Annotated in this window: 14 protein-coding genes; 5 read left to right on the forward strand and 9 right to left on the reverse strand. The window is 37.7% G+C overall.

Going from position 1 to position 14,903, the window contains the following annotated elements; translation table 11 throughout:
• Window positions 1–474 precede the first annotated feature (474 nt).
• From FDO66_RS20295 to FDO66_RS21370, 5 genes are read right to left on the reverse strand one after another with little or no spacing between them, the layout of a single operon-like run.
• The gene (locus FDO66_RS20295; RefSeq protein ID WP_141434475.1) at window positions 475–1,578 is read right to left on the reverse strand and encodes a spore germination protein; all 1,104 of its coding nucleotides are present in this window, start codon (window positions 1,576–1,578) and stop codon (window positions 475–477) included.
• A gap of 57 nt (window positions 1,579–1,635) precedes the next feature.
• Window positions 1,636–2,841, reverse strand: a complete 1,206-nt coding sequence (locus tag FDO66_RS20300) for a Ger(x)C family spore germination protein (protein ID WP_141434476.1) — start codon at window positions 2,839–2,841, stop codon at window positions 1,636–1,638.
• Window positions 2,831–3,925, reverse strand: a complete 1,095-nt coding sequence (locus tag FDO66_RS20305) for a spore germination protein (RefSeq protein WP_141434487.1) — start codon at window positions 3,923–3,925, stop codon at window positions 2,831–2,833. Before FDO66_RS20305 ends, FDO66_RS20300 begins: the two co-directional genes overlap by 11 nt.
• A 31-nt stretch (window positions 3,926–3,956) precedes the next feature.
• Window positions 3,957–5,531 (reverse strand): spore germination protein, encoded by a 1,575-nt coding sequence (locus FDO66_RS20310; protein WP_141434477.1) that lies wholly within the window; start codon window positions 5,529–5,531, stop codon window positions 3,957–3,959.
• Window positions 5,532–5,536: 5 nt separating this feature from the next.
• Window positions 5,537–5,659: a hypothetical protein gene (locus tag FDO66_RS21370; protein WP_258535813.1), complete on the reverse strand. Its 123-nt coding sequence runs from the start codon at window positions 5,657–5,659 to the stop codon at window positions 5,537–5,539.
• A 235-nt stretch (window positions 5,660–5,894) separates the two neighbouring features.
• Here FDO66_RS21370 and FDO66_RS20315 point away from each other — a divergent pair, with 235 nt between their 5' ends.
• Complete coding sequence (locus tag FDO66_RS20315; protein WP_181444687.1) at window positions 5,895–6,650, forward strand: macro domain-containing protein; 756 nt, start codon at window positions 5,895–5,897, stop codon at window positions 6,648–6,650.
• A 27-nt stretch (window positions 6,651–6,677) separates the two neighbouring features.
• Here the strand turns inward: FDO66_RS20315 and FDO66_RS20320 are convergent, their stop codons facing one another.
• Window positions 6,678–8,126: an MDR family MFS transporter gene (locus FDO66_RS20320; protein WP_141434479.1), complete on the reverse strand. Its 1,449-nt coding sequence runs from the start codon at window positions 8,124–8,126 to the stop codon at window positions 6,678–6,680.
• Window positions 8,127–8,476: 350 nt separating this feature from the next.
• On the opposite strand from FDO66_RS20320, the gene FDO66_RS20325 reads away from it, so the two are divergent.
• The 3 genes from FDO66_RS20325 to FDO66_RS20335 all read left to right on the forward strand — a co-directional run bounded on the left by FDO66_RS20325 (window position 8,477) and on the right by FDO66_RS20335 (window position 11,190).
• Entirely contained in the window at window positions 8,477–8,797 is a 321-nt protein-coding gene (locus tag FDO66_RS20325; RefSeq protein ID WP_141434480.1) for an ArsR/SmtB family transcription factor, read from the forward strand.
• A 78-nt stretch (window positions 8,798–8,875) separates the two neighbouring features.
• On the forward strand, window positions 8,876–9,805 hold the full coding sequence (locus tag FDO66_RS20330; RefSeq protein ID WP_141434481.1) for a DMT family transporter: 930 nt from the start codon (window positions 8,876–8,878) through the stop codon (window positions 9,803–9,805).
• Complete coding sequence (locus tag FDO66_RS20335; RefSeq protein ID WP_141434482.1) at window positions 9,802–11,190, forward strand: D-serine ammonia-lyase; 1,389 nt, start codon at window positions 9,802–9,804, stop codon at window positions 11,188–11,190. The genes FDO66_RS20330 and FDO66_RS20335 overlap by 4 nt, the downstream gene beginning before the upstream one ends.
• 317 nt (window positions 11,191–11,507) lie before the next feature.
• Here FDO66_RS20335 and FDO66_RS20340 read toward each other — a convergent pair whose 3' ends face one another.
• Window positions 11,508–12,491, reverse strand: a complete 984-nt coding sequence (locus tag FDO66_RS20340) for a glycine-rich domain-containing protein (RefSeq protein WP_141434483.1) — start codon at window positions 12,489–12,491, stop codon at window positions 11,508–11,510.
• A gap of 218 nt (window positions 12,492–12,709) precedes the next feature.
• Between FDO66_RS20340 and FDO66_RS20345 the strand changes: the two genes are divergently transcribed.
• Window positions 12,710–13,561: a VOC family protein gene (locus FDO66_RS20345; RefSeq protein ID WP_141434484.1), complete on the forward strand. Its 852-nt coding sequence runs from the start codon at window positions 12,710–12,712 to the stop codon at window positions 13,559–13,561.
• A gap of 104 nt (window positions 13,562–13,665) precedes the next feature.
• Here the strand turns inward: FDO66_RS20345 and FDO66_RS20350 are convergent, their stop codons facing one another.
• Together FDO66_RS20350 and FDO66_RS20355 are read right to left on the reverse strand one after the other, a co-directional pair.
• Complete coding sequence (locus tag FDO66_RS20350; protein ID WP_141434485.1) at window positions 13,666–14,202, reverse strand: methylated-DNA--[protein]-cysteine S-methyltransferase; 537 nt, start codon at window positions 14,200–14,202, stop codon at window positions 13,666–13,668.
• 19 nt (window positions 14,203–14,221) lie between these two features.
• Window positions 14,222–14,728: a helix-turn-helix domain-containing protein gene (locus FDO66_RS20355; protein ID WP_309475296.1), complete on the reverse strand. Its 507-nt coding sequence runs from the start codon at window positions 14,726–14,728 to the stop codon at window positions 14,222–14,224.
• Window positions 14,729–14,903 lie beyond the last annotated feature (175 nt).

Below are 14,903 nucleotides of genomic sequence, written 5' to 3' on the forward strand. Positions count from 1 at the left end.
AAGTGAGGCTTTTTTTTATTACCACGCTATAAGCTCTCTAGAACCCCCGGCATAGCCAGGGGTTTTCTAAACCATAATAAAAAGAAAAACTAATTATAGTTTTTCTCTAATAAGATCAGATAAATCTTGAATGGTTTTTTCATTTCTTCGATAGTATGTCCATTTCCCGTGTCTAATAGTTTATTAGAAAACCTGTAGCAGCAACAGAAGGTCTCGAATATTGTAACCAACTGGCGTCATCCTCTTTACCTATGCCTAAAACTGTCATCGCGGATTTTCAAATCTTAAATTCAAAACTGGCAAACAAAATGGACGAAAAAATCTTTGATGATAAGCAGTTTTGTTCATTTGATTCCGTAATAACACATTCATCACCCCACTTTTAGCTTATGGGCGAATGAAGGATACGTGAAGATCCCCCCCTTTTCTTAAAGCAAAAGAACCAACAGCGAAACCAAAAGAAACCGTAAATTGTTATGACTTTTCTTCATGTTTTCTAACCTTCCATCGCGAGACCATTAGAAGCACCAGTGGCAGTAAACCGAATAAATACAACGCGACATTGCCCTGTAAATCCCCTAATTTAAACATGTCATTGATATTTTTCGGAATCATGGCAATGATGTAGATAACCGGAAGCAAGCCATACATAAATGGACGAATGCTCTTTTTGAAGAGTTGAGCCAGTCCTAAAGCAGCACCATAGTAGAAGATCGTAAAGGCAGAAAACATTTGCATAATCCATATTACGAGCAACAAGGACTCATATCGTTCAAAGATCAAACCGGTGACTTCAAAACTTCGTATAAGATCAAGTGTCGGCCATGTTCTCGTGACCACTCCATCAACAGATAATGCTCCGATAACCATTACGACCGTTATCAAATAAAAAATCAACGGAAAAGCAATTCCAATTAGAACGGCTTTTACTGCTTTCTTTGGTTCTTTCATAAATGGCAAAAGGAACAAAATGGTTTCAAAACCAGTGTATGATAGACCAGTTGTCTGTACTCCTTTTAGTACCGGTATCACTCCCAGCCCTAGTACCGGGCGTAGATTATCAATTTCAAATAGTCTGAAGCTCATAAAGGCAACAATTATAAAAAAGATGACGGTAATAGGCAAGATAATTTCAAACATTCGGGCGATCGGATTTATTCCGCCAATTATCAGATACAGACCTACCCACATAAATGTCATGATGATTGCCCAGGTAGGGGTGCCTTCCAACAAAAAAAATGTCAATACTTCTACTAGCGCTCGGACTTGAAACCCACAAGCTGTAAAAAAATAACATACAATAAGCAGATTAAGTAACCCTCCAACCCATTTACCAACAATTTCTTGACTGTATTCATAAAAGGTTTTTCCGGGAAACTGTTGGCTTAATTTAACAATGATCACTCCTGCGATCATCGCGATCAGACCGCCTAAAATAACGGTGATCCATATATCTGGAGTTTTCACCTTCTCTACCGCTGTTCTGGGCAAAGTGAGGATTCCTACTCCGAATATACTATTGATCACGATAACAGTTGCCTGCCCGGTCGTAATTCGGTCTTTTGAACTGGTAATCATTGATGGTCACTTCCTTATTCACAATTCAGGATTACTACTTTCAATCTGACCGGGCGTTTATCCCGGTATTAATTTGCTAAATTCTGAAGATCCATAATCTGTTATCGTTAATTGCACATTATACTTGATTGATGCCTCTCTAAAGGTTTGCTCCCAATCTTTTTTGACTTTCTCCCACATCTTGGGATTATGTATTCTCAACTCATTTCCAAACCCGGCAACATCAACTTTGTAATCTTCTTGCATAAGTTTTAATACATGGTCTACCAATCTATTCACCTCTTCTTCGACTGCTTTTTCAGCAGTTTTTAAAGACGCTTTTTCAGAAACTGTCCAATTTTCAGATATGCGCCCCTCAGATTCTATGTTCACATCAAAAGAGATGGTGTTGCCTTTAATATGGGGGGTGATATTACTTTTCATCGTTTTTACTTCATAGATGATTTGCTGATCAGTCTCTTTATCATAGGTTTTTACTAGACCGCCTTTGCCTTTGCCAGTAATCCATGTTAAGCCCTCCAATTCCTCTTCATTCAAAAACCCCCGAAGCTTGCTGCTTTTTGCTTCAATCACTGCTGCTCCTGAAAATTTCACCTCTCCGTTTGCTGAAATCACATTTTGCACCAGAAAGCTGGAATCTGATTGCAGTTTTCCCATTAATTTTGCAAGTGATACCGGAGCTGAAATCCTTGTTGTTCGATATTCATTATCAGAAATACCAATGAGTCGAAACGTTGGAATTTCTTTGGCATCTTTTGATTCCAGTGTATCGCTGGCCTGGCCTTTACTTATGAGCAATAAACAGCTGGGCCTAATCTCATTATTACGGAGAAACTGATCAAGTAATTGTTCTAAACGATATTTTCGTGCTAGGTTCTCACTTATGACAATGACTTTAAGATGCGGGCTAAAAACCGGAAGCTGGCTTCTTAATGAAAATTCCCGAGTCATTTGATGAACGGAATCACCAGTTTCAGAAATATTAATAAATGCTTTTTGCTGACCTTTCCCTTCACTATTTGATCCCGTTCCAAGAGGATTAACAAATTGATAGGTCAAGGTTAGAATATCCCTTTTGGGGTATAATCCATCCTGTTCCTTGAGCTTTTTCTCAAAAGAGGATTCCTTTCCTTGATCTAATGCCAAGCCTACACTTAAGCCGACTTCTTCAAGTTCATGGCTGCTCCAGCATCCAGTTAGTGTAAGGAAGGAAAAAACATATAGAGCGCTTAAAATGAAACGAACCTTTTTATTATGCTTCATGCTTTCCACCCCTCCATTTTGAAATAATGAGAAGAATCAGAGGAGGCAGACCAAATAAGTACAATGCAGCATTGCCGATGATATCGCCTAATTTAAATAACTCATCGATACTTCTTGGAATTGCGGAAATGATGTAGATAACCGGAATTAAACCATATATAAAAGGATTAATGCTCTTCTTAAAAAGTTGAGCAAGTCCTAAAGCAGCAACATAAAAGACAAATGTAAAGGAAGTAAAAATCTGCATAATCCAGATCACGAGCAGTAACGACTTAAACCTCTCAAAGATCAGTCCCGGAATTTCAAAACTCCTCATGAGATCAATAGTAGGCCATGTTCTAGAGACCATTCCGTCGATAGAAAATGCTCCAATGACCCTCACTACGGTTATTACATAAAAGAACATGGGAATTGTAATGCCAACTAACATTGCTTTTACGGCCTTGTCCGGCTTTTGCATAAACGCCACAAGGAAGAGCATGTATTCTAGTCCGGTAAATGCAAGTGTAGTTGTCTTTACGCCTTTTAGTACAGAGATAATTCCTGCTCCTAATACAGGGCGTAAATGATCAATTTCAAATAGTTTGAAGCTCATCATCGCAATCAGCAAAAAAAGGATAACAGTAACAGGTAGTATCATTTCAAACAACTGGGCCATCGGATTAATGCCGCCTATGATGAGATAGAGACCGACCCACATGAATGGCATGATAACAGCCCATGAAGGAGTGCCTTCCAGCAACAAGAAGCCGGTTACTTCTGCAAGTGTTCTGACTTCAAATGCAGAAACCGTAAAAAAGTAAATAACCATTACAAGACTAACCAACCTACCTACCCATTTTCCGACGATGTCTTCACTATATTGATAAACAGTTTTTTTGGGGAATCGCTGACTTAACTTCACCATGACGATTCCTGCCAGTATCGTTATTAATCCGCCCAATATGACGGATATCCACACATCTGGTGTTTTTATCTTCTCAACAGAAGTTCTAGGCAGAGTGAGGATTCCTACAGCAAGTAAAGTATTAATGAGGATGACAGCAACTTGCTGTGTGGTAATTTGTTCTTTTGGCCCGATCATCGCCCGCTGGTTCACATCCTTTCGTCTAATACTATTTTTTGCGCAGGGAATCTGTTGGATGCAGCATTTTTGGACGGCGTTTCATCATCTGGAACGGCATGCGTACAATAAAATCTTTCCAGTCACTTAAGCGATATGAAACTGCCGGACTGACATAAGGTATACCAAAGCTTTTAAGTCTTACCAAATGACTACAAAGCAAGAGAAAAAACAAAAGGACCCCGTACAATCCAAATACAGCTGCGCAAAACATGGCACCAAAACGAAGGAAGCGTAATGAAATCCCTGCACTGTACTGTGGAATTGCAAAGGAGGATATAGCGGTAATGGCCACAACGATTACCATGATGGGGCTTACAATCCCTGCTTGTACAGCAGCTTCTCCAATGATCAGTCCTCCGACAATCCCAATTGCTGGACCAATCGGTTTAGGCAGTCGGAGTCCTGCTTCCCGCATGATTTCAATAGCTACTTCCATAAAAAGCGCTTCAATAAGTGCAGGAAATGGAACGCCTTCCCTCGTACCAATAATTGAAATGGCTAGCTTGGTTGGGATCAATCCGGGATGAAACGAAATAAACGAAATAAACAAGGAAGGCCCCAATAAAGAAATAAGGGCTGCTCCAAAACGCAATTGACGGATGAGTGTTCCGGGAATCCAACGTTCATAATAATCTTCGGGTGATTGTAGCATCATGCTAAATGTAACCGGAACAATCAAAGCAAATGGTGTTCCGTCCAACAAAATAGCCACTCGTCCCTCCATCAGGGCACTTATTACGCGGTCTGGGCGCTCTGTACTCTGCACTTGCGGAAAAGGACTAAGGTAATTATCTTCAATAAACTGCTCTATGTAACCTGAATCAGCCAAATTATCCATCTCAATTTTCTTGATTCGTTTCTTTACCTCTTCTATCAAATCCGGATCTGCGATCCCATCCATATAGACAATGACCAGCTCTTTTTTTGCCCGGCTTCCTACTTGGAAATTAATGATTGATAAACTCTCATTTTTGCCATGGCTTCGTAAAAGAGCGGTATTATCGCTTAACTTTTCGTTAAAGCCAATCCGTGGACCTCTTACTAATGCCTCTGATACCGGTTCTTCAAAATTCCGCGCTTTTACGTTTGTGGTATCAAAAATGAAGACATCAAGTGTTCCATTGATCATTAGTGCAGTCGATCCAATCAATACCTCTGACACTACATTGTTTATTCTGTGTACTTCTTTTAAGTCACTTATTGAAAAAATATGATTTTTTAAAAACTCTTTTGATAAGTTTCCTTTTACAAAAGTTTGCTCCTGATTATACTCTTTTGCTAGTTCTGACATCAACGGTTTCATAATCTGTTTGTTGATGAAATCTTTATCGGATAATCCTTCAACAAAAATAATAGCAGCTCTGACGCCTGTAAAGCCTATGTGAAACTCCCGAAAATGGACATCTGAATTATGGCCGATTACTTGCTTAATATGTTTCAAATCTCTGTCTAAATTCCCTGTTATTTGTTGGCCTATTGTTGCTTGATCATATGAAAAATCTTGCTTGTTTTCACCTTGAGTGGTTGAAAACTGTTTTTTCCAGTTTGATTTCATCCATTTCATTCTCATTACTCTTCCTCAAATGTACGGAACCAATTAAAAAATCTTGAAATGGCTAACGGGACGAATAATACAATCAAACCTTGAATGAAGATTTCCCAGTCTGGAAGATAGGAAACGATTTTTTCCACATAAAACCATCCTTTAAGTGCAAATTGTCTGATCACCATTTACCACAATTCTAAGAGTAAAGTACCGGTTTTTTCTTGGGAAATGTAATGATCAACCATTATTATTAGCCGTAATTATCTGGTATATATATGGAAAATGAATCCATTGATGATCCTTCATGAAAATGATAAAGAAAAGGATCAAATGAAAGTGCTTGATATCTAAAAATTCTACGATCAAATCGTTAATGTTTCTTTGCAATTTCAAGACTGGTTAGCTTTTATGTCACCTATAAGTCTTGTATTATCATTTGTTTCAATTGCTATTAGTGTTCCCGATAAATATAAGTTATTGACTGCTTTGTCAATCTTAATTTTTTTCATAGTTATTTACTTTGTCTTATGGGTTAGGGCTAATTTTCTGGATAAAACGGAACTCAGCATCAATAATTCAACAGTACAGATAAAAGTGGGGGACATTTTCACAGAACCAGGATTGAAGGTTATCGCTTTTAATGAATACTTTGACACCCAAGTCGACAATAAAACCATCTCCGAGTCAACACTAAATGGTATGTACATAAAAAGAAAGATACAAGATGTCGGAGCTTTGGATCGTTTAATCGAACAAGATGAACATTTAAATTCGGAAGATATTAAAATAGGACGCAATGAAAGTAGAAGACAAGGTAAGAAGGATATATATAAGCTAGGTACTATTTTTCAAAATGACGATTATTTACTGACCTCTTTTTCCAAATTTGATGAAAATAATAGAGCGTTTTTGAACATGAATGATTATGTGAATTTTTTATTAAATTTTTGGAATGAAGTAGATATTGTGTATAACGTTGATACGATATGCTTCATTAGATTGTTTAGTACTTTTTTACGCTTTTCCGGTTCAGTAAACATTCGGACCATTGTTTTGATATGTTCAACGGAAACGAAAAGCCGACTAATCTTTTTGTTTTTACGAAAAAAAGGAACCATTGAAAGGCTCCTTTTTTGATTCGTACATTAATATATTCATCACCTATTATCCCTCTTTTCTTTGATTTCCAGAAAACAGAGGGGCATGTGCCTTTTTTAAAAATAGAGAAATCAAAATACCTATCGCCAAAATAATAAATGCGACGGTAAAAGCGTACTCGATCCCATTGCTCAAAGCCATAATTTTCTGGTTAGGATCATCTGGCTGCTTCGTTTTTCCCAAAAAATCACTTTGTCCTGCCGTCATTAAACTAACAAATAATGATGTACCAATCGCTCCACCAATTTGTTGCAAGGTACCCATGATGGCTGTTCCATGAGGGTAATATTGAGGAGGCAGCTGATTCATTCCATTCGTTTGTGCTGGCATAAAAACCATCGATAACCCTATCATTAGGCAGCTATACAAGATCACAACCATAACGATGCCGCTGTATAACGAAAGATGCGATAAAAACCAAAATGTAGTCAGCATAATAATGAATCCAAAAATGACTAACAGCTTTGGTCCAAAACGGTCAAACAACTTTCCTGTAATCGGTGACATAAGCCCATTAATAACCCCGCCCGGAAGCAATGCTAGACCGGCAATAAAACTTGAAAGTCCCAATACTCCTTGCATATACATCGGCAATAAAAGCATGGATGCAAAATAAGTCATCATGCCGATAATGACAAGCAAAAGTCCCGCCGTAAACATTGGGTATTTAAATGTTCGTACATCTAGCATTGGTTCATCTAATATTAATTGGCGCCAAACAAAGAGGATAATGCCGAGCACGCCGATTAAAAGTGGAAGTATAACGGCTGAATCTAACCCTCCTGTGCTTTCACCGATTTTACTAAAACCAAATAGGACACCGCCAAAACCTATTGTAGATAATAAAATAGATAATAGATCAATTTTAGGCTTCTTTAATTCCATTGTGTTTTTCATATACATAGATACTAATACGATCGCTAAAATTAAAAAAGGAAGCGTAATGAAAAACAACCAACGCCAGTTTAACTGTTCGAGTATTAGACCTGACAAACTAGGACCCGTGGCTGGGGCAATCATCATGACCATTACAATCATCCCCATTGCGGACCCACGCTTTTCAATTGGAATAATCACTAATATTGTATTCATCATAACAGGGATGATTAAGCCAGTTCCAATCGCCTGGATCAGTCTGCCAAATAACAAGATTGAAAAATTGGGTGCCAGACCAGCTACAAGTACTCCTATTGTAAAAACAATTAGTGCTGTTAAGTATAGTTGTCTTGAAGTAAACCACTGAACTAAAAAAGCGGTAATCGGAACGAGAATTCCAATAACCAGCATATAGCCCGTGGTTAGCCACTGTACAGTCGTTGGCGAGACATGCATCTCCCCCATTAAATCTCGCAACGCTACATTTAAGAGCGTTTCACTTAAAAAAGCGATGAAACCTCCCAATAACAAAGCGAACATCATCGGTTTGACATTCGACTTTTGATGATCGTTTACCATAGACCAATCCTCCTTATTGGTGCTTATTGTTTGAAGCAGTCATAATAATATTACTGAGTACTCCTTTCAACGGGATTAAATGTTACTAAAAAAGTTGCAGTTAATGCATACTGTAATAATATTTTATACAGTTAGTAATGTCAAGATGTATTCGTACTGTCGCCATAGCCTACAATTTCCTGAAGCAGGTAGAAAAGGGATATTTTTAATCAAACTGTATTTCAAAGTTACATTTAAAGGAATAAAACGCAAAGGAAATATTTACACGTTATTTAAATAAATTTGACAAATAATAACTATTAAAACATAATAAGTATGTTTAAAAGTTTAAACATATAAAGGTGAAGAATATGGAAAACTATGAATGTAATAACAAAGAACTGGTTTTAGAAAAATTTAAATTAACAACTCCTATATTCCAAGCTTTAGGAGATGTTAATCGTCAACAAATCATTATGCTTTTACTTGAGCAAGATAGCTTGAATGTTAATCAAATTACGGAAAGAATGGAGCTTTCAAGGCCAGCGGTTTCTCATCATTTGAAAATATTGAGGCAAGCAAGTTTAATTACTTTTAAAAAGAATGGAAATGAAAAATTTTATTCATTGAGTTCTAAAGAGTTTCTAAAACAAATCAAAGAGCTAATTCAAACAATTGAACAAAGCTATTGATTTGTTCTTTGCAGTTTTAAAGTTTAAATTTTTAAACATACGAACATTTATAAAAGAAAAAATTGGAAAGGTGAAAAAATGGAGAATAGGAATCAATCGAAGAGTATTTATTTTTTAATGTTACTCGTTCCTTTATTTTGGGGAGGAGCGTTTGCAACGGCAAAACATGTTATTACAGAAATTCCACCACTTATTGCTGCAACGCTTCGTTTTGGTATAACAGGAATTATACTAGCGATGATCGTGACATTTCAGAAAGAATGGCATTGGAAAGCCATCAGAAAACACTGGAAAAGTTTATTATTTATTGGCCTAATTGGGGTTTTTGGTTACAACGCTCTTTTTTTTACGGCATTGAAATATACTTCGGCAACAAACGGTGCATTAATCATAGCTGCAATGCCTGTATTCACCATGTTAGGTTCTGTCTTGTTTTGTAAAGAAAATTGGAGCAATAAATCTGGTATTGGTTTAGCTTTATCACTGATGGGGGTTATAATTGTTATAGTTAAAGGTTCACTATCGGCTTTGGTATCTCTCTCATTTAATTTAGGAGACTTGCTTTTTGTTGCAGCTCTTTTATGTGGGGTTATTTACGGACTAACAGGTAAATCTATTATTCAAGGAGCACCGGTAATGTTATCGAATACAGTTATGATGTTATCAGGAGCGATTTTTTTGGCGATCAGTACTGTATTTGAAGGTGGATGGGATAAAGTATCAAATATGTCGCTACAGAGTTGGTTTGAAATGTCCTATATGGTTGTTTGTGGAACATTGATCGGTTATGTCATTTTTAACAAAGGTATAGAGCTATTAGGAGGCAGTAAAGCAAGTATGTATTTAAACCTAACCCCTATTGTAGCCACATTACTTGCAGTTATTGCATATGGTAGTTCAATTACTTTGGCACAAATCGCGGGGATGGTAATGGTACTGATTGGTGTCTATGTTGCTACTTTCAAAACCAGTTATATAAAGAAGAAGGAGATGACAAAATCAACATGAAAAATGTTGAAAACAAGGAAATCAAAGCCTGGTTAGAGGCAAACCAAACCCCTTTACTAAACAAAATTATTTCAATGGAAGAAGTATTTTGGATCAATACAAAGCTTGAAACCTTTCAATCTGGAATAAAAAAATCTCCTTTGACACTAGAAGACGTAAGAGATGCAGAAGAAAGATTAAATCGTTTTGCTCCTTATATTGCTAAGGTTTTTCCTGAAACCCAAATAACAAATGGCATCATAGAATCTCCTTTAGAGATTATTCCTTCTATGAAACAAAAATTAGAACAACTGCATGGGCAGCCTCTATTAGGTGGATTATTTTTAAAGTGTGATAGCCATCTTCCAATATCAGGGTCGATTAAAGCTAGGGGCGGGATTTATGAGGTTCTTAAGCATGCAGAGAATCTGGCTCTCCAGCATCAGCTGTTAAACTTAGTAGATGACTACTCGATTTTAGACAATGATGAATTTCGCGCTTTCTTCTCACAATACTCTATTGCAGTAGGATCGACTGGCAATTTGGGGCTTAGCATCGGGATCATGAGTGCAAAGCTTGGCTTTCGTGTCACTGTCCATATGTCGGCTGATGCAAAGCAATGGAAAAAAGACTTGCTTCGGAGCAAAGGAGTCAATGTCGTAGAATATGAGGCTGATTACAGCAAAGCAGTTGAGGAAGGACGAAGCCAAGCTGAACAAGACCCTTCCTGTTATTTCATTGATGATGAAAATTCTCACGATTTATTTTTAGGCTATGCAGTCGCAGCATCACGATTGAAAAAGCAATTAGAAGAGTTAAAGATAACCATCGATGAGAATCATCCATTGTTTGTCTACCTTCCATGTGGAGTTGGCGGTGGGCCAGGAGGCGTAGCATTTGGATTAAAATTAATGTTTCAAGATCATGTACACTGCTTCTTTGCTGAGCCTACCCACTCCCCATGTATGCTGCTCGGCTTAATGACTGAACTTCACGATCAGATTTCCGTACAGGATGTTGGGATCGATAATATTACGGACGCAGATGGGTTAGCGGTTGGGAGACCTTCTGGCTTTGTTGGAAAAACCATCGAGCCTTTCTTAAGCGGAAGTTATACCATTAGCGATCCACAATTGTATATTTTATTAAAGGAACTAGTAGATTCGGAGAACCTTCATTTAGAACCATCAGCCCTTGCTGGGATGATCGGACCAACAAAGTTATTTAATGAAGGAACTGAGTATTTACGGAAGCTGGATTTGTTGGAAAAAATAAAAGATGCTGTTCATATAGTTTGGGGAACTGGCGGAAGTATGGTTCCAGAAGAAATGATGCAGCAATACTATGAAAAAGGCGTAGAATTTTCTAATAGAGGAGAAGATTTTAATGTTTTGGCGAAAGGTTAAGAAATCAACGTTTCGCCCTTTTTTCATATATTAAACAAGAAATATCTTTTATCCCGCATTAACGGGCAGTAAAACCCTCACCTCAAGGTAATAAGTGTAAACGAACATTCCTAGGTGGGGCATAACTGCCCGTAAAAGCCCGACGACGGACAGGACGTCCTAGTCAGGCGAATGCCACAAGATGCGGCATGTATAAGCGTGATTGGTTCAACTAACAATCAGTGGGGGATGAGCAGACAAAAGCGCGACGTCCTGTCGTATTGTCTGCACTAGTACTTCGTGTACGTCGGAAAACCCCCACTGATTGAAGTTTCACTTTATGAGGAGCAACTGCTGCAAGAAGAACAGCTGCTGCAAGAGGAACATGAGCTATCGTGATGGTGATGGGATCGGCCATCTCCATCCGTTGTATAGCCTCCTACTGATGCAGAATCACCTGAGTGATGGCGGTGCGCCTCTCCTATCCCCTCTGAAAATACTTTTGAGTCTTCATCTGTTAATTGGTCTGAAATAAATAAAAAGTACATGAAGCTTAAATCTACTGGCTCTCCTTTTGTAAGGTCCCTGTTTTTGTATTTTCTTTCCTTTAAGGCACTTGGAAGGTTATTTCCTCCTTCTTTTTTCACGTAATCAATAAAAGCTTCAAATGTTCTCTCTGCTTCTAGAATTGGTTCATCAACTAAATATTTCTTTTTTAAGTCCTCCAAAGAACTTTCCATTATAGAGTGGATAAATGATTGTCCTTTTCCTGCTGCAAATAATCTCCCCCAAATAGCAGAGGTTTTTTGGTCGAGTTTGAATAACTGGATATACATGACATCAAATTTTTCTCTCTCTTCCGGCTTATGAACAGGTTCTCCATGAGGATAATGAGTAAGTGTCTTACCAATAAATTTCTTGCTAAAATCCTGATAAAGCTGGTCGTCCTCAAGCATAAGATGCCATAACTCATCTACTTGCTTACTAAACATTTCTACCTTCTTGAATACCGCAGCCATAATAAAATATCGTTTTAGCTCTCTCCAGTATCCATTTACTTTCTTTTGACTCCAGGATCGATGTTTCATTCGAAATTCTGCATTTACTTTTTCCATATACGGAAGCGACAAAGCTGTTTCTAACCTTTGGATTAATCCAAAATCAACTATAGATGTTGCATCTAATTTTATATTATTTATTTCTGCTTGAAATTCCTTATTGTACCTCTCTATTCTGTATTCCGGTTTAATATTCCATTTCATTATTGTCACTAACAAAATGATGATAATCACCATCACCCATATTCCGAAAAAAGTTCCCATCCTTTCGCCCCCTTCTATGTCTTTAAAAATTCAGCTTGCTAACCATACGTATTTCAATCAATTAAACATTATAAAAAGTTATGATTACACCTTTTCCTTTTTGTGTTAAAACTTTCAATATAGTCTATATTTTACCATATGTTATTTCTAATCTTTTTAAAAATGATTACTTTCATGATATGGTGAATGTAAAAGATTCATATATTGGGGGGATTCTAATGAGTTTTCATAAAAAGCCAGTCACGTTTGTCAGTTACGTACATTTAATTGTTCAACAATTAGAGCGTTCACTTTTATTTTATGAGGGTCTATTAGGATTTCAGATTTTAGAACGTACTGAAAATAAAGTGACGTTAACAGTAGATGGAGAAAATCCACTAGTGACGATTGAACAGCCCGAAGGTGTCTTACCGAAAGAACCGCGTCGTTCTGGACTATATCATTTCGCTCTTCTTTTGCCGAGCCGTAAAGAATTGGCAAAGGTCTTACAGCACTTCATTGATATCAAGTACCCATCCATTCAAGGAGCATCAGATCACTTTGTAAGTGAGGCTCTTTATTTAGCAGACCCGGACGGAAACGGCATAGAAATTTATGTTGATCGTCCATCAGAAGGCTGGAAGTGGAATGGAGAAGAGGTTTACATGACGACCGAAGCGATTGATATCCCTAACCTCTTATCCGAAGCTAAAGGAGAAAAATTCACTGGTCTTCCATCAACGACCATCATGGGACATATTCATCTCCATGTTTCCGATCTTGTTAAGGCCGATGAATTTTATGTCAAAGGACTCGGATTCAATATTGTCCACCGATTAAGCAATCATGCCCACTTTCTATCAACAGGCGGATATCATCATCACATAGGATTAAACACTTGGAACGGAACAGGTGCACCTGCACCATCTCCAAACAGTGTTAGCTTGAAATACTATAAGATCGTGTTTGGGGATGAAGCAGCGAGGAGCAGTGCCATTCAAAACCTTCAACAGCTAGGTTATACAGTGTCTAGTTATATGGTAAAAGATCCATCAGGAACTCATATTCATTTGGAAGTAAATGATTTATGATTGATTAAAATTACAGAGATATCAAACAAGATCATCTTGCGGCTTGCACCATAGGATGGTCTTGTTGTTTTCTTTGACTACATCCACAAACATTCGATTACGCATCACCCCTCCTTTTTTAAAGCATTTCCTTTTTCCAAGTCCAATAAAAATTCTTTCATTTCTAAACCGCCTCTAAAACCCGTCAATGCACCATTTTTAGCAATGACTCGGTGACAAGGTACTGTTATTAGGACAGGATTTGCCCCTATCGCAGCTCCCACTGCCCTTACCGCTTGAGGCTTTTGTATACGTTCGGCAATTTGCGAATAGGAATTGGTTTTTCCATATGGAATGTCATATAATGCACTCCATATTGATTGTTGAAACTCAGTCCCTCTAAGATCAACAGACATATTAAATTGATTTCGTTTTCCTTCAAAATATTCATTAAATTCATCGATATATGGTTTTAACTCCTCATCATTATGAACTAAAACATCATTTGGACATTTTTTCGTAACCCATCCCGACAGCTCTACAAAAGGACTATTTGGGGAACCAACGTAACAAAGCCCTTTTGATGTTGCTGCTATATAAAATTGCCAATTTTCATGATTAAACAAGGACCAATAGATGGTTTGATGATTTATTTGCTCCAAAGCTTCATACCTCCTATTACTATTGATGGATTTTTCGATAATATGCGGGTGTATTTCCCGTTTTTTTCTTAAATAAGGTGATAAAATAGGATATATTGGGGATGCCAACTTCCAAACCAATTTTGGCTGGAGATTTATTCGTTGTTGTCAGGTATCGAATCGCTTCTTTCATACGTTTGTTTTGAATATATTCAACTGGTGTTATTCCCTTTATTCTCTTAAATGTACGATGCAAATGATAGGGGCTTCCATGACACACATCAGCTAGTATCTCCAATGTTAAAAATTCATTAAAGTGTTTATCAATATATGTGGTCATTTGCACAACCCATTCTTCATCTGGTAAGCGTAAGCCACCTGGTTTACACCGCTTGCATGGACGAAACCCCTCAGCAAACGCTTGCTCCGCTTCATAAAATATGTGCACATTATCTTTTTTGGTAGCTCTCGATTTACAGGATGGGCGGTAAAAGATGCCTGTTGTTTTAACCGCATATTGACATCCTCCCCCACCTAAAATTCTCACGAATTTTTGAGGAAAGGGATTCCAACAGAGTTTCACTGCGTATAGAACGGTCAGTGCCGTTGGTGTTACCGTTACCTCCTCACAGTCCGCTCTCTGTTAAAAACAGAAATCGGTAGCAAATCATCGGCTAGGTGTATAGCTCAGTCAGGAGCCTTACGAAAAGCATTAGACTTTC

Origin of the sequence: Bacillus sp. 03113 (genome assembly GCF_006546985.1) — a bacterium.
In the GTDB taxonomy this organism is placed as follows: Bacteria; Bacillota; Bacilli; order Bacillales; family Cytobacillaceae; genus VATK01.